The following is an 18,400-nucleotide window of genomic DNA, read 5'->3' on the forward strand; positions in this document are numbered from 1 at the left end:
CTAAGCCGTTTTGACGCGGATAGCTGCCGAGCTTTTTGGCATCAAGGAGGCCGTTAAGGCGCCCTGCTTGATGGTGGTGGCTGGCCGCAGGATTTCATCCCAGTGAGTACGAATGGTTTTGATATTCAGCTTGTTTTTACTAATCATCGACTCAAACCCGTCATAAGTCATATTGACCTTAGGAATAAACAGCCTGGTGTCGCCCAGGTCACGGATGCGCGGTGCGAAGCGAAAGCCCAACAGGTGCATCAACCCGAAGACGTTATCGGTGAAGCCTGCTGTGTCTGTGTAGTGCTCCTCAATGCGCAGGTCGGCTTCGTGATACAGCAGGCCGCCTAGCACATCGGTCGAGTCGCGCAGTCTCACGTTGACTACATTGATATGAAATGGGCGTATTGGTCGGAAATATGTGTATAAAACGTTCGCCCCGGGCTCCTGCCATATTCGGGTTGATGTGATCCGTGCTCTCGACTTTGCTTCCCGTCCTGAAATTTTGACCGTCTGACGATGACGTGGTGCCGTCTCCCCAATGCGCGGCAAATGGATGACGTAACTGCGCGTTCACCAACTCCGCCAGTGCTGTCGAATAGGTTTCGTTACGGATAGGCCAAGCTTGCAGCCAGGACAATTTGGCGTAGGTAGTGCCAGGGCAAGACTCGGCCATCTTGGTCAGGCCCAGATTGATCGCATCGGCCAAGGGGGTGGACAGTAGGAGGTACTTGTCTTTGGCTTCGTCGCCCGATTTCAGGTGCGCGAAGTGCCGGGTGAACCTCGTCCACTCGTCCACCTCTAACAACAAATCAGTGATCTTGATGTGCGGCAGAGCCATCGCAATTTGGTCGATCAGCGCCTGCGCTGTCTCCGGCACTGCCGCATCCAGCGGAGTGATCTTCAAGCCGGACTCTGTGATGATGGCATCCGGCAGATCGTTGGCTAACGCCATGCGGTTGACGATGACAAGCTGCGCTTCTAGCAGAGCCAGACGGTCATGCAGGTACTTGTCGCAGTCGGTGACCACGGCCAGCGGCAGTTCACTGGCCTTGAGACGGCCGATTTTTTCAGGTGATACCAGATAGTCCTCAAAATCCTTGAACTGACGCGATCCCTGCACCCAGATGTCGCCGGAACGCAGTGCGTTCTTCAGTTCCGATAGCGCGCACAGCTCGTAATAGCGTCGGTCAATACCGACGTCAGTTATCACCAGTTTCCTCCAGCGTTTCTTGATGAAGCTGGTTGGGGCATCGATGGGTACCTTGCGGGAGTTGTTGATGTTCATTGCGCGCAACACCTCAATACCATCGAACACGTCCTTGGCCGCGGGCGCAGCCCGTAGCTTGAGTACGTCGATGAATTGCGGCGCAGCGTGGTGTAGCTATCACCAATGTGATGCAAAAAATCAAAGTCTTCGGGCTGCGCGAGCTTTTGCGCTTCGGTGACGCTCTTGGTAAAAGCGTCCCAGGACATGACGGCTTCGATGGCGGCAAACGGATCGTCACCGTTTTGCTTGGCATCCAGTAGGACTTGGCCGATGCGGCTATACAGGCGCACCTTGGCGTTGATCGCTTTGCCGGATGCCTGGAACTGTTTCTGGTGTTTATTCTTGGCCGCGTTAAACAGCTTGCCCACGATACGGTCGTGCAGGTCGATGATTTCGTCGGTGACGGTGGCCACCCCTCGATGTACAGATAAAGGCGCTCAAAGCAGAAAATGTCAGGGCAAACCGGATTTTTACCGATAAGGTATCGGGCAGCCATTTGAAGCGAAGGCCTAAAGATGCTCCGGCTCAAGGTCGAAGAAGGCGATGTGATTCTGGTGAAAAAACTCGACCGGCTCGGTCGCGATACTGCGGACATGATCCAGCTCATTAAAGAGTTTGACGAGATGGGAGTTGCCATCAGGTTTCTGGATGACGGCATCAGCACAGAGGGCACCATGGGAAAAATGGTGGTGACCATTTCGCCAGCCGTGGCTCAAGCCGAACGCCTGCGGATACTGGAGCGAACTAACGAAGGCGAAGCAAAGGCCAAGGGTGTCAAGTTCGGCCGCAAACCTACTGTGGACAAGCTCAAAGTACTCGCGCTGCGTGATCAGGGTATCGGCGCGATGGAGATTGCCAGGCAGCTAAAGATTGGCCGCTCAACAGTCTACAAAGCGCTGGCATCGTGAATTGATGACCGGTTTGCTTAACGTACTTTAAATTCCGTTTTCTGAGGTGCCCCCCTATATGTACAAACGTCCTGTATTGACATCTAGAATATTTAAATCCTCAGGGGCCACCGTTGGCTCTAACACAAAACCTCCCCGACGATTATTACGGTTATACGAAGGGGCTAGCACCCCCGATGCGCTATCATTAGATGCTCCTAGTTTATGGGCCAGATCCTGACTGCGTATATTAATAGCATTTGTGGTAATTGTCTTTACTCTAAAGCCTGCATTTTTTATCTCTTTCGCAATCGCCAGGGTAGTTAACACATTTCCGGCCCCCTTGATGTAATAATTTTTATTTTCACCCGCCGTTATTTCAGATACCCTTTCATTTTCTTTATCATGTTTAGAAAATTGGGTGTAGGGGTGTGACATTACCACGTTGACTTCGATCGATCTACCTGCTTGGTTTTTAGTTAATTGGGCGAAAGCATAAGCTGTATTGTGCTTGTCGACCAATGCATATTTATTGCCTTTGTATAAATTTGGAAGTGTGTTGCCAGCCAAGTGAGAGGCGATTCTTACATTATCAATACTTTCTTCCGACATATCGGAACTATCCTCGTCAAAAGCTGACTCAAGTCGTTTGTATTCCTTCTCAAAGTCAGAGAGTATGAGGCGGGCATTTTCATCAGAAAGCTTTTTAATTTTGAATGAATTAGAGGGTCTATAGTTGCCGTCGCTGCCTCTGCGGCCAGGTCGCAAATTTACACCCGGTGGTGCGAAGTACGAACTAATTTTATTCGGAATATAATCTTTTATTTTTGCCATATAGTATTCTCGACGACTGATACTTCTAGACTCAGTTCCAAAGTCATCTTTTTTGGATAGAGGGTTATTCCTAACCATCCGATATAGGTTTAACCCATCCACGGTGCCGGCCGGATCCGGATTCAACCAGCGTCCCCAGCCCGGGGCGTAATAACGAAACCCGTAGTAATACAAGCCGGTGGCATCGCGCTCTTTGCCAGAATACCGCACGGTCTTGTACTTGACTTCGCTTTGCTGGCTCGCCGCCCACCAGGCAGTGCCTCCGTACGGGTAATAGCCCTCCTGGCTGACCAGGAGGGCCTCGCGGTCCAGCTCCAGGGTGCTGGAGCCCAAGTGGTCACCGACGCCGTAACGCAGTTGGTTATTGCGCACGCCTGGCGGAGTGCCCGTCACCCAGTGCAACACCCGGACGCTGCTGCGCCCCGGGCTCTGGAGGCTAATGACCTGCAGCGTCTCGCCCGTGGCACTGTCTTCACGGAGCTCCAGCCCCGGCAGATAGCGCACTTCGCTTATGTGCCGCACCTCTTTGGCCAGACTGAGGCGCACTTTGCGCAGGCGTTGCCCCGTACCGTCATACACGTAGTGTTCGCTGTCGGCTGCCCCAGACTCGCGGACCACTGGCGTGACCTGGCACAGCTGATTACGCCCGTCCCAGTGCAGTGCCTGCCCGAGTTGCAGCTGTTGCACATTGCCGTTGGCATCAAAACCGGCGTTGAACGCTTGGGCCTCCGGCACGGGACCGCCCGCAGCCTGCAGTAGGCTGCGGTTGCTGCGCTCGGCGGTTTGCATCTGGCGCGTGTAACGTCGCGCCCCTTGATGCTGCAGGGTGTGCAGGTTACCGGCCGCGTCGTAAGCATAACGTTGTGTGTAGTTGACCAACTGGCTGGGGTCCGTCGCCACCCGCACCTCAGGGCCGTGACCGCTGCTGGCCACTTCACGCCCGGTGGCCTCGATCAATTGCGACAGGCTGTCGTAGGTGTAGGTTGTGACCGGGTCGATCCGCGCATTGGCAAAATAGCGGATCGACTGACTGGCATCGCTGATGCTCAGCACATTGCCGACCGGGTCGTAAGCATAGTGCAGGTCTTGCACACAGCGGTGATCGGCCCGCTGCGCCATCAGTCGTTGCAGGACGCCGGTATCGGGGCGGTAGGTGGCGGTGCTGGTGACGCCATTGCCCGCGGTTTCCGTGGTGAGCTGGCCCCAGGCGTTGTAGCCGAGGTCGCGCAGCACCGTCGTCGCTTCAGTCTGCCCCTTCAGTAGCAAGCGGCTGCCCACGGTTTGCCCGGCAACGTTGTAGTCGGTGGATTGGCTGTTACCCTGGGCATCGGTTTGCTGCCGCAACGCGCCCAGCGCATCGTAGCGCCAGTGGGTGGTTGCCTGCTGAGGCTCGAGCAAGGCCTCCCGATCCTCGATCGCAGGCGGCCAGTCGGGGGTTGTCAGTTCCCGCAAAAAGCGCCGAGTCTCGATTAACGGCGCCCCTTTTAGACTGTAGCCGTGGAGCTGACGGCACCCGGCGGTATCGTCCACCCGCACCGGCTGGCCGCACTGATTGCGCGCCAGCGCCTCGGGCGTCTGGCGGCCATAGGTGGTCAAGCCGATGCAGTGCTCCGGTGCGTCCAGGCGCTGCTCAAACACCGCGATCGGCCGCAACAGCACATCGTAGGTCTGCCGGGTGCGGGTGCCGCGGCCATCCCAGGCCAACTGCAACTCGCCCGCCGCGCCCCATAAATGCAACTGCCAGCCGGCGTCGACACTGTCAGTCAACAAGGGCCGACCCGACAGGGAGGTCAGGCCGCACAGGTTGGCGGTGTCGGCGCTTGGGGTCGCACTCAGGGCAAACAGCCGCGGGTCCCAGTGCTGACTCACCCGCCCCGCCCGCCGAGTGGCAGTCGCGGTGACGCGGGGTTGCGGCTGCTCCGAGGAGCAGCGCCGGTAATAGGCGACGCTGCGCACCGGCGAGCCGCTGGGATCGTACACCTGCAGCGTCGGGGTGTGACGGTGAAGTTCGGAATTAGTCATACAGCACCCTTAGGGAAGTCGGGGGGGGGCTCGGTATTTTCGATGAGATTGCAGCACGCGATGGTCGTTGCAGGCTCATGCGCGTGTGTGGGAGGCGGTTTCGTCGTGACGCTTCGAAAGCTGCCGTCCAATCGATAAACTTGCGTTGAATCGCTGAATCGATACGACCTATATCGGTCATGCCTGGCCGCCAGGCGAGCGCTTCAACGGTAAGAGCCGATAAGATCCTGAGGATCTGGATCATTCCACCAATACGCCACGACACGCCTTTCTATGAGCGATTTGGGTAACCCTACATGAAAGTGACGATCGTTTGGGCGGTGACGGGAAGTCTAAATGTCGTCAAATTGTTGCTTCGGTCCCACTGGGCCAATACGAGATGCGTTACGAGATAGTGGATTCCACAATCTACCTGTTGCGCCTGTGGCACACCCGCGAAGACCGATAGGTTTTGGCTGAGCCAGGAATGGAACACATCAAACTGGCGGGCCTACGACTGATCGGAAAACCTTAGCGAAGTACGATTTTTTCAGAATTCTGTAGGCTCCCCATGTTGTCCTGGTCAAAAAGCTCGACCGGCTTGGTCGCGATACCGCGAACATGATCCAGCTGATTAAAGCGTTTGACGACATGGGCGTGGCCATTCGCTTTTTGGATGACGGCATCAGCACTGAGGGCACCATGGGCAAAATGGAGGTGACTATCCTGTCAGTCTTGGCTAAGGCCGAGCGTCTGCGGATACTGGAGCGCACCAACGAGGGCCAGCTGGAAGCACAGGCCAGGGACGTGAAGTTTGGCCGTAAGCCTACGGTGGATAAAGCCGAGATCTTCACGCTCCACGATCAGGGTGTCAGTGCGATGGAGATTGCCAAACAACTGAAGATTGGGCGTTCGACGGGTTACAAAGTGCTGGCATCATAAGTTGATGACCGGCTTCATGCTTAACGTACTTTAAATTCCGTTTTATGAGGCGACCCCAATATGCGATCGCTTTCCCGTGAGCGACTAAGCCTCCCTATAAGAGTAATGCTGTTCACTTAAGTATTTGAGTCCAAGCCGGGCTTATCCGAAAATCCGATGCCAGACTTCTGGCATCGGATTTTTTATGTCTGTTCAACAAGATCTGCTCGACCTCGGCGACCTTTTCAACTTCTGTGACCTGAGTACTTTCACCCAAAACATTCCCATCGAGTGGGTAGCGTCTGCGCTGGATCTTTCCAGTCAGGCGACCATTCGCCGACGTCGCCTGCCCGCTGACCAAGTGCTCTGGTTGGTGCTCGGTATGGCGTTGTTTCGTGACGAGCCGGTTCATGAGGTGGCCAGACGTTTGAACATCTGCGCTCAAGGCCTGGCCACCGACCACTTATTGGCCCGCAGTGGTGTAACCGAGGCGCGCAAGCGACTCGGTGCCGATCCTGTTGAGTGGTTATTCCGCAAGACCGGGACCCAATGGGGGGCGGAGCGCTATGACGACGATGCCTGGCATGATCTGCAGGTATTCGCGGTGGACGGTGCACTTTTGCGTACTCCGGATACGCCCGAGCTTCGAGATCACTTCGGGTCGGGAAACACTCCAAGCGACCGCCAGACGCCGTTTCCGATGCTGCGCCTGGTGGCCCTGATGAATGTGCGTTCGCACGTGATCATGGATGCTCAATTGAGCCCTTATCGACGCAGTGAAATGCGCTTGGCCGACGAATTTTTGCAGCAGATCCCCGACCACTCGGTGACGCTGTTCGACAAAGGTTTCTGGGGTGCCGAGCTGCTGTCGAGCCTGAGCGGAGCAGGCATCAACCGTCATTGGTTGATCCCGGCAAAAAAAGGACTGATCTGCGAGGAAGTGGCCCGTTACAGCCAGTACGACCGTTTAGTGCGTATGAAAGTCTCGCCGCAGGCCAGAAAGCGAAACCCGGATCTTCCAACGCACTGGGAAGTACGCGAAGTCAGTTATGAAATTAAAGGCAAGGTGAAGACCGTCATGACGTCGTTGCCGGCCAAGATCTACAACACTCAAGCCGTTGCCAAACTTTACCAGGAGCGTTGGGAAATCGAGTTGGGCTTCAGAGACATCAAGAGTTCGATGCAACAGAACGCGATGACCTTGCGCAGTAAAAAAGTCGAGCTGGTCTATCAGGAAGTGTGGGGGCTTTTGCTGGCTTACAACGTGATTCGTCGAGAGGCCAGTCAGGCGGCGGTGACGTTTGGCCGGGCCCCCTCGGACATCCGTTTCAAACCCGTTTGTCAGTACATCGCCGTGCAACTGATCGTGATGGCGGCGGCTAATCCGATTTCAGCCACAGGAAGACGCTTGGCTGAGTTGAGAGCAGGGATAGGGGGATTGTTTCTGGATCACCGCCCAAGGCCTTCGAGGCCAAGGACAGTGAAAATTTCAAAAACCCGGTTTCCAGTGGACCGTAAGGCTGCTCCGCTTAAGTGAACAGCATTACCCTATAAGAGAGGGGAGTCAGCCATGCAAGGCGTGGTTCTCTAAGACAGATCACGTTGCATGCATTCACCGAATGCTCCAAAGGCCGATCTACTGAGGCAACAGACAAGTATGATCGACCAATGCCAAGTAAAATCTTGGCGAATACGCAGCCGGCAACTCGACCTGCCGCCAATCGCTGCATGACAGGCTTGCCCAGTCACCAGGCTCTGTGCGCACAACGCTTGCAGAGTGTTGGCGTCTCCTACTATTCGCTACTGCGGTCCTGGCGCTAATTTGGTGCTGCTTGGAGAGCGCTCTTGGTTGTCCAGAGCGTTGATTTCGCGTTTACGGCCCAGTTGGTAATCTTGGCGTCGGCCGGGCATAGTCAGTTGCCCAGGCATCAACCCCGTCACTGCACTGCTTCGCTGTGCAGCCAGTGCAGGCCCCTTTCGCCACGCGAGGTCGTCGTGCGGCAGCTTGCAGGAAAAACTCACGGCGACCGCCGACCTTCGGCTGCCGCAATCTGCGCCACCGGCAGGGCGACCTTAAAAAGGAGGGTAAGGACCGGTCAGTTTCGCTGCCTGGTCCTCACACGTCTAGATCAGCCGCATAGCGCCAGCGAAACGTCGCACAGCCCGCAGGCGCCTCGACGACGGCCAGCAGGCAGGCAAAACACGACAGGGTAATAGCCAATCAAAGCTGGCCTTTATTGAACTATTGCCAAAATGCCGGCGCACTGGTGCAGGCCGCTTTAATCAGTTGTGCCGCTTGATCGATATCCTGCTCTGTGGTGAACCGCCCCAGGCTCAGGCGGATGGTGCGATTGGCCGAACGAGCATCATGCCCCAAAGCCAGCAGCACATGAGAGGGGATATTGTTCGCAGAACTGCAGGCTGAAGTTGCGGAGAAGGCGATGGAAGCCAGCAATGCCATCGAATTGAACTCGCCGTCGTTGAGGGTGAGGCTCAGGGTGTGCGGAACGCGCTGCTGCGCACAGCCGTTCAGGCGCACACCAGGCATGCCGAGCAATTGATCGAGCAGGCGTTCCCGCAGCGCGACGATCCGAGCCTTTTCCTCATCGAATGCAGCCGCTGCCAGGGCGAACGCTTCACCCATAGCTGCAATCTGATGGGTGGCCAGGGTGCCAGAGCGCAAGCCGCCTTCGTGACCACCACCGTGAATCTGCGCCACCAAGCGCTGTTGCGCCCGCGGGCCGACATACAGCGCACCAATGCCCTTGGGGCCGTAGATTTTGTGTGCGGAAAACGACATCAGATCCACCGGCCATTCAGTCAGGTCGATTGCTACTTTGCCCGCGCCCTGTGCCGCATCGACATGGAACAGCGCCTGTCGGCCACGCACCACCTGGCCGATGGCCGGAATGTCGCTGACCGTACCCAGCTCGTTGTTGACCAGCATCAGCGACACCAGGAAGGTATCTTCACGCATCGCTTCGCTGACCGCTTGCGGGGTGATCAGGCCATCGGCGTCCGGCACCAGATAGGTTACCGCAACACCGGCCTCCTGCAATTGCCTGGCGGTATCGAGGATGGCCTTGTGCTCGATCAGGCTGGTAATGATGTGGCCGCCAGCAACGCCACGGGCCTGAGCGACCCCCTTGAGGGCGAGGTTGTTGGATTCGGTAGCGCCAGAGGTCCAGACGATCTGCGCGGGCTGGGCGCCCACCAGTTCAGCGACCTGACGCCGTGCCAGCTCGACCGACTGCCGTGCCTGCTGCCCGAATGCGTGGGAGCTGGAGGCTGGGTTGCCAAAATTGCCATTGAAGCCCAGACACTCGACCATGACCTTGATGACTCGCTCATCCACCGGCGTGGTGGCGGCGTAGTCGAAATACAGCGGACGTTTATTCATAAATGGCTCGCGCAGCGTGTTCCGGGATCGGGAGGCTCGTGATTGAAAACGCGAAAACACAGCCTTGTGAGCGGCGTCGCGATTACAGAACGGTACCAATACCCGATCGGACGCCGTTACAGAAGTCCAGCTTCATTACAAAGTGCGTAGTGACGCTCCTGGAAAGCCACAATCGGCACCGGGCAACCCGTTGAAGTCATGCACCAGCCAAAGTTCTCGTGCAATATCGGATACAGCGCCCCCCCTTCCGCGCCCCAGTTGAGCAAGGGCGCCAGCGGCCATCCTTCAACACATTGCGCAGCGACGCCCCCAGGAGCCCGCAGCCTCCCTCATCAAGCCCGCTTAAAGCCAATTGCAGACGGGCCCGCAGGCGTCGATCTCCAATCCGCCGCCCCGCTAGCATCAGCCCCATTCAGGTCGACCTCAGCAGAGGGGCCGTCTCAGAAAACGGGATGTAAAGCACGCTTGAAGCATGTGCAGGGGCTGGCACCAGCGGTTATAGAGTAGGAAAGGACACACCGAGGTTCTTGGCCACGTCCCTGGACGGAACACCGCTGGCCAGCAGCTTTTTGGCAGACATGATTTTGCTCTCGGTCATATTGGGTTTGCGGCCACCTTTGCGAGCGAGTTGGCGGACGCCGTCGAGCCCCCGCACAGTGCGCTCAAAAGCCAGTTCGCGCTCCATTTCAGCGAGGCTGGCCAGTACATGGAAAAAGAACCCGCCGGATGGGGTGCCGGTATTAGGCTCTTGAACTGAACTCCTTGTTTGTGAAACTCGCCGACGAGGTCGACCAACTGCTTGACGCTACGCCCCAAGCGATCCAGTTTCCAGACCACCAAGGTGTCGCCCTCACGCAGTATTTCTTGCGCTTTACCCAGACCAGGCCGGTCTGCCTGCGTACCACGTACCTTGTCCTCGAAGACCTTCTGGCATCCCGCCAGGGTCAGAGCTTCACGTTGCAGCTTTAGGTTCTGATCCTGCGTCGAGACACGTGCATAGCCGATTAGTGACTTCTCTTAAAGGATTTTTGTCGTCGGGGTCCTGGAGAACGGTGGGGAGCTGCGCTAACAACTCCGGCAACACCATTTTTTTACCGTCTCCCACACGACATCCAGGTTGATATCGAAGTCACCATGAGCCATGCGGTTGCGCCTCCCATGCATACTGCGCCACGGCACTTGCGTGTGTGCCTGGGTCCATTACCTTTGTTGCCGCTTCTCCTATGGTTATGAGGCTCATAATGGGCAGGCGACTGGCGCCGCCATACCGGCCATGTCGTCTTGTTGCCCCTTTTTGTGCTTAAGCAATTCGCCCAACCGCTGACGCTGAGCGGTTCCAGCGAGCCGCTCAGTGTAAATGACTTCGTCAGCCGATTACGACGACATCGCACTCAACCCCAGCTCATTTCTCCCTTCCCAACCTTAGCGCCAATCTGCAGAGCAACGGCCATGCCGGCCACCGGATATAGCTTGCTCATGGTATTGACCAATGCAGTGCTATTCTCCTTCTTCGCAAGCTCTTGCTCAAATGCAAGTAGGTAGTCTCGGGTGTAGTGGATCGCAGATACGTCTATTGCAGCATTGAGCGCCAAGTGTCCTGGGACAACTATCTCGGGATTGCGTGCTGCCATTGAGCTGAGAGCATTCAACCAGGCTGCGCGAGCGTCAGAACCTTTTGTATCGGCGGTCCAAACATGCACACCGGAAAACACCAAAACACCGCCAAAAATCGCACGCAGTGAAGGTACCCAGAGATATCGGCGGTTATCAAGACCCTTGACTTCCGCGATCTCGATCGTATGGCCTTCGAGGCAGAGCGCATGATCGTCGAAGGCTTCAGGCATCACGATATCTGCCGAGGTTTGCGGAGCGTTATCCTTGAGTTGAGGCCCCCAGGCCGCCAGCTTGGCTTCGACGCTGCACTTGATCGCTGCTATCGTGTCCGACGCCGCTATTACCCTGGCCTCGGGAAACGCAGCCTGAATGGGCCTCAAGCTGAAATAGTAGTCAGGATCGCTCTGACTGATATAAATCGTCGTCAGTGTCTTCCCACTGCTTTTGATGGCTTCAGCGACCGCTCTCCCATCCGAGAAAGTAAAGCCACCGTCAATGAGGACGGCATCGTGTTCGCCAGAAATCAGTATTGGCGCACGATAGAAGCCATGTTCACCGGCGGGGAAATGCTTCCAGGTCAATCTGGAGTTTTCACTCATAGTATTTCTCTCTAACAATGGCTATTGCAATATCCGCGACGAGTACAATCTTCTCGTGGAGTTTTAAGTTTGCATCCTCCTCCTATACTCTTCAGGGTTCCCTTCTTTGGAATAGGCGTGTAGCTGAGAAGGTTTATACATTTAACTACAAGCAGATAGTGCATTAATAAAGTGTGTATTTATATTACTGGGTCAAGTCAAAAACCGGCTGAGCTAATTGCACAATCTGTTCGCTTATCCAAACAGCAACATCAACGTCGCAGGGCTCTGCCTTACCATCCGCAGACGGGCGCGTTGACCTCGGGGTGGTGCAACTGGGCCAGCGTTCGATCTCCGCCTCGGCCGAGGTCAGTGAGCGGATCTCAAAGGTGGCGTAGTATTGGCGACCGACATGCAGACCCAAGGTGTGGTCTTGTGGATGATGCCGGCGGGCTGCGCTTGGGCAGCAATATCGAGAACTGGCATGCATAGGTTTCCAGGTTTGCCGGAAGCGGGCCGTTGAGACTATCCAGCAGCCAGGACACCCAGCCGGGTAGGCTCATGCCGCGCAGCCAGTCCCGCTCGATGCCGCCTCGTCGGGAGAGAGCCATCACCAACGACTGAGGCGGTGCGGCGTCCAAGTCATCGACCTGGCCGTGACCGAGATCGTGCTCCAAAAGATCGGGGATATCCAACTGGTAGCAGACGACGACACGATTGAGCCAAGACGAAAAAGCTTCCCCTTTCCCGAACGGGTGCAGCGGCCAGCGCGGTGCTGGCTTCACATCAGTTCCCGTTCGAACTGGCGTCGCCCCTCGCTAAGGCCAGGGTAATCAGCCATGCTGAGCCTGCGAATTGATCGCTCCCTCGCCGCTCTCCATGTCGGCGATTGCCGCCGCCATCAGCAGGTGAGCCAGTTCACCGATGATGTCTTCGCTACGTGTGAGCAGGTAGCGGGCTATGTCCTGCGGGAGTGCCGACGCAGCGGGAGCGACGTGGCGAAGCTGGCAAGCAATGAACGCAACCGTCGTTAGCCTCCCCCTCCGACAGCATCACTGGCTCAAACCGGTTTTCTCCGTGTGATCGATCTGCACCTGTTCCAACGGCGCGGTCACGCGGGGAGGCTCACCGGCGACACCTTGCAGGCTTGCCGGACGCATCCTGGCCTTCCCGGCGGCGAGTGACCTTGAGTGGGTCAAGACCGGCGATCCGCAGGGCCACGGTAGGAGCTGCTGCAAAAGCGCGTCCTGACCAAGCAGAAGCACAGTCTGGCGACCTTCCACCGCGATGTTGCACGGGCTTGCAAGCGCAAAAGCTGCGGGTGCCGGCGCGTAATGATGCGCCCTACCGGCTCCGACAGACGCCCTTGCCTTTCCCGCCGCTGGATCGACCGCACACCAAGTCCGTCACAAACCCTGCGCCTTGCCAAGCTCGGCTCCCCCCTCAAGCGCCGCCAGTGGCCCGCTGATTTCTGCTCTGTGTTGAGCCTAAGCCCATGCCTCGTCGGGCTCTACGCCTTGCTCGGTAATCGGTGATGTGACTGATTCCATGCTCATACTTCGCGTGCACAGGAGTATTGAGGCATAGTCGAGATTGGTGCAGATGACTTCTGCTACTGCGCTGTCAGGAGCCGCCTGCACACCTGGCGTTAAGTCCCATCAATTAGTGCAGTCGTCTTCTAAAAATGACAGCCGGTTTTGGATGTCGTCGCCGCCCTGCCGTAAACATGTGTTTTCCCACAGGCCCCGCCGGAGTCGAGCCGCGTGCGTTCACAACTTGAGTGGGCCACATGTAGCCCACTCATCTGGAGACTCAAACCATGTCCGCAAATGCTGTAGTGCGTGCCCGCATCGACGAGCGCACCAAGGAAGAGGCGACCCGTACTCGCCGCGATGGGACTAACCGTGTCTGACGCCTTCCGCATCATGTTGACACGAGTCGCCCGCGAAAAAGCCTCGCCCTCGAGCCGCTGGTACCGAGCGCCACTACCATCGAGGCGATGAAGGAAGCACGCCGTGGCGGCTTGAAGTCGTTCGCTAACGTCGAGGATCTGATGGCAGAGCTGAATGCGGACGATTGAACAGACCGGCCGGTTCAAGCGCGACTACAAGAGCGAAGCCAAAGACGCGCATCGTCAGACACTGGCGAGCGATTCGTTGCCGACGTCACAGCCCTGGCGAATGACCAGGTGCTGGCCGAGAAGCACCGCGATCACGCCCTCACTGGCGACTGGAAAGATCATCGAGATCTGCCACATTAAGCCCGACCTAGTGTTGATTTATCGCAAGCCGGATGACGCCGTGTTCCAACTCCTGCGCCTCGGATCCCATAGCGTGCTTGGCCTGTAGAATGCCGAGCGCTGCTCAAAACGAGGGAGTAACTCGCATGACAACCAGCATCACCGATGAAGAATGGACGAATTGTCACCAGAGAACTTCGAGACGGCCGCATTACTGCGTGCGTCGATGCAGTGGGCGTACCGCGCTGCGATCTGCACGACAGCAAGCACGGCGGACCGCCATAACTGCGCACCGGCCTGTTGAAGCTGCATCAACTGGCGACGGCGGTGTTTAACGAGGGATCACGCAGCCGAGTAGGCGAGCTATTCGATTTCGCCATAGACCTTCAGGATCAGGTTCATCTGATGACCTCGCTGGAACAGGTGCAGGAAACCTTGCCCCGGTTGACAACCCTCTACCCCAAAAACCTGTCCGAAAGATGGCAAAGTGAGCGAGCCTGATCATGGTCAAGCCGACGCCGGTCGAAGGTTAAGCGATGACGAACAGGGTGCAGCGGTACATAGCTTGGACGAGTTGGCTTAGCAAACCGCGTTGTGCTGGCGACGGAATTGGTACAGCAACTTCGCCACAAAAGCGTGTTGTTATCGTCAGTTGACGTCATCGATCGCGTTGGCGCCGAAGCCATTACCCGTGCCAACCGGCGCATTCACGGCCGCACCGAGCGACTCGCGGGAAACCGCCTCCGCCACCGTCAGCGGCTGGACAAATTGCTTAAGCGCTAAGAGGGCAGCAAGACGATATAGCTGGCATGGCTGCGCCAGTCGTCTGCCAAACCTAACTCCCGCCATATGCTCGAACACATAGAGCGCCTTAAAAGCCTGGCAAGCTCTTGCCTGCCTGCAGGCATCGAGCGGCAGGTGCACCCAGGACCGCTTGCTCAAAATCGTACGTAAGGGCGTCAGATGACGCCTGCTGATTTGGGCAAATTTGAGCGGCAGTGCTGTTACGCCCCACCCTCGTGGATATAGCCATAGAAGGCATGGCCACCGTCACCGACGAAATCATCGACTCGCACGACCGCATTATTGGCAAGCTATTCAACGCCGCCAAGAACCAGCATCAGCCGCAGTTTCAGGTTTCTGGCAAAGTCACTTGGCGCGAGTCTTCGTAGACGCTGTCAAGCAATAACCGAACCCATGTTTACAGACGCACATGAAGTTCAGCAGCCGTATAGCATAATTCACACCCCGACTACAGCAGCTGCGTAACACGCAACAATAAATGAGCGTTTTTCATAAACATATCACTATTTAAATACCCGGCTGCTATGGCCAGCGTTAGTGGACTTTAATAAAATCCCTACGAACGGGTATCCCTCAACCCCAGAGGAGGGGTAGACGATGTCACCAGACCAGACAGAGCTGCCGAGCTGGACTTGACACCGCCCGAGCGAAAAACCAATGCATCAGCTCGCACTACCAAACTTCGGGGGCTCCCCCCGGCTTGATAATGCTCAATCAACAACCGGGCGGCATTGATAACTGGCAACCTGCGAGCACTAGTCGCTAGCAAAAGTGTACGACAGAGCCTTATGCACATTAAATCAGGCTCACACGCTGATTTTTTCTTTGTTCTGCCCCATCAATAGAAGACAACGTATTTAAATCTATAGCGCGCGCGGAAGGGAAAATCTTACGATTAACCACTTCGGGCAGGCGACTCAGCGAGGTCATCTGCGACTTAACACAATCCGCTAATTTTTGGTAAAAACGGAGGTAATCAATGACGGCCATAAACTTGGAGCGCTGGATAAAGAGCCTGGGAGATTCTTACGACTTTCTCGTCGCTCAGGGAACTATTGCCGACGGTCCTTTGCAAGCGCTATACGCGAACAGCGGCACCTTGGAGATTGAGCCAACGCCAGGTATTGAGCTGATTTTTGGCGCTGAGACAAAGCGTTTCAACGCCATTCAAATCATCTTGCAGGGTGATATAGAAAATGGAGTAGAGGCTTATTCAGGGCCGTTACCTGCGCCCTACTCTGCTGCCAAAAACCAGCTTCTGGTGCGAGCGCTCTTGGGTCCCCCCCTTCGCTCCGTAGGCAGTTTTGATGTACCTAACTCGGTAAAAACCATCGGTGGCTGGGACAGCTATCGATTACCATCAACCCTTCACCCTGGCGCAGTTGCCGACTTCCAGTACGCCGAGGACTTTCGAGTTGATCGCATTGTGTTCGCGTTAATAGACCCAGATTGACCGACGCTATCGGCGTCGCCCACGACGGCCAGATGAGTCTGCGGGGCCACCGAGACGACCTCGGGTGGCATTGCAAATACCTCGACTGAGCGCGAAGGTTAAACTTTATCCTGCGACTAAATAAGTAAATGCTTGCTCTGCCACCTCAATGCACGCAGCCCCTTTGAGAACATGCCACTCGACGCTGTTTCAGAAGGCGAGAACCTTTCCAGCTATCCAACCCTTACTCAGCCACGCCCAAAACTTCGCTTAAATTGCTCGGGGGCTCGAAGCACTCGATATTGCACAAGCCCTGCCCATCCACCACCAGCTACTTTGGGATTTTGATAGCTTACAGAAACAGATGTAGAAGGAATCGCTACCAAACTTCACGCAAGCCTCGCAGGCTTTGGAATATTCTGATGCCTGCAATCAGCTCGACCTGCCACACAACGGCTTAGCCTTTAGAGCCTTAACTGTCAGTACCGATGCAAAACTGACCCACCCTACCGGTTGAAAACTGACCCACTTGGGCAAAATGCAGCTTTTGCGAGCTGCCCATGCTGTCCCAGGAGCAACACGTGGAAATCAGTGTTCTTATTCGTCAGGGTTTGTCTATTCGGGCCATCGCCCGGCAGATGGGCTGCTCTCGCAATACCATTCGACGCCACCTCAAATTACAGGCCCAGCGCCAGCCCGTCGTCTATGGCCCGCGCGCGCAGCGCGTGGGCAAGCTTGTGCCTTTCGAGGCCTATCTGCGTCAGCGCGTAGAAGCCGCTCGACCCCATTGGATTCCCGCCATCGTGCTGTTGAGGGAGATCCGCGAGCAGGGTTACGAAGGCGGATACTCAATCCTCACCAGCTTTCTGCTGACCTTGAAATCCAAGGCAAACGAAGCCGTCGTTCGCTTTGAAACCGAGCCCGGTGAGCAGATGCAGGTGGACTTCACCGTCATTCGGCGTGGCCGCGATCCGTTGTTGGCATTCGTTGCAACGTTGGGCTGGAGCCGTGCGACCTACGTCGTTTTCTCCCGTCGCGAAGACTCCGCAGCCTGGTGTTCCGGTATCGAAAAGGCGCTGCGTTTCTTCGGCGGTACGCCGCGAAAGCTACTCTTCGACAACGCCAAAACTATTATCCAGGAACGCGATGTTTATGGCCCCGGTCAGCACCGCTGGAATCCCGCGCTATTGAATTTGGCAGAGCGCTATGGCTTCACACCGAAAGTCTGCCGGCCTTATCGGGCGCAGACCAAGGGCAAGGTCGAGCGCTTCAACCACTACCTGAAAAACAGCTTCGTAGTGCCACTGGCCGCGTCACTTAACCAGGTCAGCTTGCTGTTGGACGTTGAAGTCGCGAACAGCAAGATTGGCCCTTGGTTGATGGAGGTCGCCAACGCCCGAACACATGCGACGACGGGCGAAATACCGCAACACCGACTGGATACCGAAGTGCACCACTTGTTGCCCCTGCCAGAGATCCAAGGGGTTGCGAGCAGCATGATTTCGGTCGTCCAACCCATGCCGGTGGAAAGCTTGCAGCATCCGCTCTCTGTCTATCAGGCACTGCTTGAGGTGCGTCCATGAACCTTCAACATCTGCGCATCGAGTCTCTTTGCCAACAGTTCAAGCTGGACACTTTTGCGACGGACTGGCCGGCTCTGGCCCAGCAAGCGGCCGAAAAAGAAACGAGCTATGCCGACTTCCTGGAACAGCTTCTGCTGAGCGAGGATCGCGCTCGAAACGAGCGTCGGCGGCAAGCGCTGCTGCAACAGTCCGGGCTGCCGGCGGTGAAAACGGTTGAACAATACGACTTCAAATTCGCCAGCGGCGCGCCGCAAAGCCAGATCCTGGAACTGGCCGGGCTGGCCTTCATCGAGCGTAAGGAAAACGTCGTACTGCTGGGGCCTTCGGGCGTTGGCAAAACACACTTGGCCAGCGCTCTGGCTCATCGGGCGATAATGGCAGGCATTTCCACCCGATTTATCTCTGCCGCCGACCTGACTTTGCAACTCGTCGCCGCGCACCATCAAGGGCGCCTGGCCCAGTATTTCAGTCGCGTTGTTCAACGCTCGAAACTGCTGGTGATTGATGAGATCGGCTATTTGCCTTTTGGCCGTGACGAAGCCAACTTGTTCTTCAACGTGATCGCCAAGCGGTACGAACATGGCAGCTTGGTGCTGACCAGCAACTTGCCGTTCAGCCAGTGGGCAACGACCTTCGCCGACGACTCAACACTGACCGCTGCGCTGCTGGATCGGCTTCTGCACCATGCGCATATCGTCCAGGTCAGCGGACAAAGTTATCGACTGAAGGACAAGCTGAAATCAGGTCAGGTGGTGCCGAGAGAAACGGCCTCGCCACAAAAATAAACAGACCTCAAACACCGCCGGGGTGGGTCAGTTTTACTTCGGTAGGGTGGGTCAGTTTTCAACC

Annotated in this window: 14 protein-coding genes and 5 pseudogenes; 11 read left to right on the forward strand and 8 right to left on the reverse strand. The window is 56.5% G+C overall.

All coding sequences use genetic code 11. The annotated features are described in order from the left end of the window. Both ACYZT6_RS25415 and ACYZT6_RS25420 read right to left on the reverse strand, forming a co-directional pair. Nucleotides 1-1,276, reverse strand: a pseudogene (locus tag ACYZT6_RS25415) (Tn3 family transposase). Beyond that, nucleotides 1,273-1,671 carry a hypothetical protein gene (locus ACYZT6_RS25420; RefSeq protein WP_462029107.1) on the reverse strand — a complete coding sequence of 133 codons (399 nt, stop codon included), beginning with the start codon at nt 1,669-1,671 and terminating at the stop codon, nt 1,273-1,275. Before ACYZT6_RS25420 ends, ACYZT6_RS25415 begins: the two are co-directional and overlap by 4 nt. Before the next feature lie 102 nt (nt 1,672-1,773). Here ACYZT6_RS25420 and ACYZT6_RS25425 point away from each other — a divergent pair, with 102 nt between their 5' ends. Continuing rightward, nucleotides 1,774-2,166 carry a recombinase family protein gene (locus ACYZT6_RS25425; protein WP_462029108.1) on the forward strand — a complete coding sequence of 131 codons (393 nt, stop codon included), beginning with the start codon at nt 1,774-1,776 and terminating at the stop codon, nt 2,164-2,166. A 54-nt stretch (nt 2,167-2,220) separates the two neighbouring features. Here the strand turns inward: ACYZT6_RS25425 and ACYZT6_RS25430 are convergent, their stop codons facing one another. Continuing rightward, on the reverse strand, nt 2,221-5,001 hold the full coding sequence (locus ACYZT6_RS25430) for an RHS repeat-associated core domain-containing protein (RefSeq protein ID WP_462029109.1): 2,781 nt from the start codon (nt 4,999-5,001) through the stop codon (nt 2,221-2,223). A 367-nt stretch (nt 5,002-5,368) separates the two neighbouring features. Between ACYZT6_RS25430 and ACYZT6_RS25435 the strand changes: the two are divergent. The 3 genes and pseudogenes from ACYZT6_RS25435 to ACYZT6_RS25445 all read left to right on the forward strand — a co-directional run. Then, nucleotides 5,369-5,449, forward strand: a pseudogene (locus tag ACYZT6_RS25435) (type II toxin-antitoxin system RelE/ParE family toxin); the annotation flags it as partial. A gap of 110 nt (nt 5,450-5,559) precedes the next feature. After that, entirely contained in the window at nt 5,560-5,922 is a 363-nt protein-coding gene (locus tag ACYZT6_RS25440; protein WP_462030012.1) for a recombinase family protein, read from the forward strand. Between the two features lie 184 nt (nt 5,923-6,106). Then, nucleotides 6,107-7,438: an IS4 family transposase gene (locus ACYZT6_RS25445; RefSeq protein ID WP_461974571.1), complete on the forward strand. Its 1,332-nt coding sequence runs from the start codon at nt 6,107-6,109 to the stop codon at nt 7,436-7,438. 705 nt (nt 7,439-8,143) lie between these two features. Here the strand turns inward: ACYZT6_RS25445 and ACYZT6_RS25450 are convergent. From ACYZT6_RS25450 to ACYZT6_RS25470, 5 genes and pseudogenes are all read right to left on the reverse strand, one after another. Continuing rightward, on the reverse strand, nt 8,144-9,301 hold the full coding sequence (locus ACYZT6_RS25450) for an aminotransferase class V-fold PLP-dependent enzyme (RefSeq protein WP_462029110.1): 1,158 nt from the start codon (nt 9,299-9,301) through the stop codon (nt 8,144-8,146). 496 nt (nt 9,302-9,797) lie between these two features. Next, a pseudogene (locus ACYZT6_RS25455) lies at nt 9,798-10,306 on the reverse strand (recombinase family protein). Nucleotides 10,307-10,366: 60 nt separating this feature from the next. Further along, nucleotides 10,367-10,465 (reverse strand): HepT-like ribonuclease domain-containing protein, encoded by a 99-nt coding sequence (locus ACYZT6_RS25460; RefSeq protein WP_462030013.1) that lies wholly within the window; start codon nt 10,463-10,465, stop codon nt 10,367-10,369. Between the two features lie 227 nt (nt 10,466-10,692). After that, nucleotides 10,693-11,514: an MBL fold metallo-hydrolase gene (locus ACYZT6_RS25465; RefSeq protein ID WP_462029111.1), complete on the reverse strand. Its 822-nt coding sequence runs from the start codon at nt 11,512-11,514 to the stop codon at nt 10,693-10,695. Nucleotides 11,515-11,876: 362 nt separating this feature from the next. Continuing rightward, the gene (locus tag ACYZT6_RS25470) at nt 11,877-12,278 is read right to left on the reverse strand and encodes a hypothetical protein (protein ID WP_462029112.1); all 402 of its coding nucleotides are present in this window, start codon (nt 12,276-12,278) and stop codon (nt 11,877-11,879) included. A 1,034-nt stretch (nt 12,279-13,312) separates the two neighbouring features. On the opposite strand from ACYZT6_RS25470, the pseudogene ACYZT6_RS25475 reads away from it, so the two are divergent. The 7 genes and pseudogenes from ACYZT6_RS25475 (at nt 13,313) to istB (ending at nt 18,336) form a co-directional block, all read left to right on the forward strand. Beyond that, a pseudogene (locus tag ACYZT6_RS25475) lies at nt 13,313-13,573 on the forward strand (type II toxin-antitoxin system RelB/DinJ family antitoxin). Nucleotides 13,574-13,681: 108 nt separating this feature from the next. After that, nucleotides 13,682-13,753 (forward strand): hypothetical protein, encoded by a 72-nt coding sequence (locus tag ACYZT6_RS25480; RefSeq protein ID WP_462030014.1) that lies wholly within the window; start codon nt 13,682-13,684, stop codon nt 13,751-13,753. Further along, entirely contained in the window at nt 13,749-13,841 is a 93-nt protein-coding gene (locus ACYZT6_RS25485) for a hypothetical protein (RefSeq protein ID WP_462030015.1), read from the forward strand. Before ACYZT6_RS25480 ends, ACYZT6_RS25485 begins: the two co-directional genes overlap by 5 nt. Nucleotides 13,842-14,323: 482 nt before the next feature. Further along, nucleotides 14,324-14,880: pseudogene (locus tag ACYZT6_RS25490) on the forward strand (Tn3 family transposase); the annotation flags it as partial. Nucleotides 14,881-15,515: 635 nt separating this feature from the next. Then, complete coding sequence (locus ACYZT6_RS25495; RefSeq protein WP_462029113.1) at nt 15,516-15,989, forward strand: DUF6392 family protein; 474 nt, start codon at nt 15,516-15,518, stop codon at nt 15,987-15,989. Nucleotides 15,990-16,528: 539 nt separating this feature from the next. Beyond that, the gene (istA, locus tag ACYZT6_RS25500) at nt 16,529-17,551 is read left to right on the forward strand and encodes an IS21 family transposase (protein ID WP_462025424.1); all 1,023 of its coding nucleotides are present in this window, start codon (nt 16,529-16,531) and stop codon (nt 17,549-17,551) included. Next, nucleotides 17,548-18,336: an IS21-like element helper ATPase IstB gene (gene istB, locus ACYZT6_RS25505; protein ID WP_461987631.1), complete on the forward strand. Its 789-nt coding sequence runs from the start codon at nt 17,548-17,550 to the stop codon at nt 18,334-18,336. Before istA ends, istB begins: the two co-directional genes overlap by 4 nt. The last annotated feature ends 64 nt before the right edge of the window (nt 18,337-18,400 follow it).

This window comes from Pseudomonas sp. RT6P73, assembly GCF_054897715.1.

Bases quoted from the DNA above. Each gene is read 5' to 3' on its own strand.
- ACYZT6_RS25425 (WP_462029108.1), top strand. From the start codon at position 1,774: ATGCTCCGGCTCAAGGTCGAAGAAGGCGATGTGATTCTGGTGAAAAAA.
- ACYZT6_RS25445 (WP_461974571.1), top strand. From the start codon at position 6,107: ATGTCTGTTCAACAAGATCTGCTCGACCTCGGCGACCTTTTCAACTTC.
- istA (WP_462025424.1), top strand. From the start codon at position 16,529: ATGCTGTCCCAGGAGCAACACGTGGAAATCAGTGTTCTTATTCGTCAG.
- ACYZT6_RS25495 (WP_462029113.1), top strand. From the start codon at position 15,516: ATGACGGCCATAAACTTGGAGCGCTGGATAAAGAGCCTGGGAGATTCT.
- ACYZT6_RS25450 (WP_462029110.1), bottom strand. From the start codon at position 9,301: ATGAATAAACGTCCGCTGTATTTCGACTACGCCGCCACCACGCCGGTG.
- istB (WP_461987631.1), top strand. From the start codon at position 17,548: ATGAACCTTCAACATCTGCGCATCGAGTCTCTTTGCCAACAGTTCAAG.
- ACYZT6_RS25465 (WP_462029111.1), bottom strand. From the start codon at position 11,514: ATGAGTGAAAACTCCAGATTGACCTGGAAGCATTTCCCCGCCGGTGAA.
- ACYZT6_RS25460 (WP_462030013.1), bottom strand. From the start codon at position 10,465: ATGCATGGGAGGCGCAACCGCATGGCTCATGGTGACTTCGATATCAAC.
- ACYZT6_RS25430 (WP_462029109.1), bottom strand. From the start codon at position 5,001: ATGACTAATTCCGAACTTCACCGTCACACCCCGACGCTGCAGGTGTAC.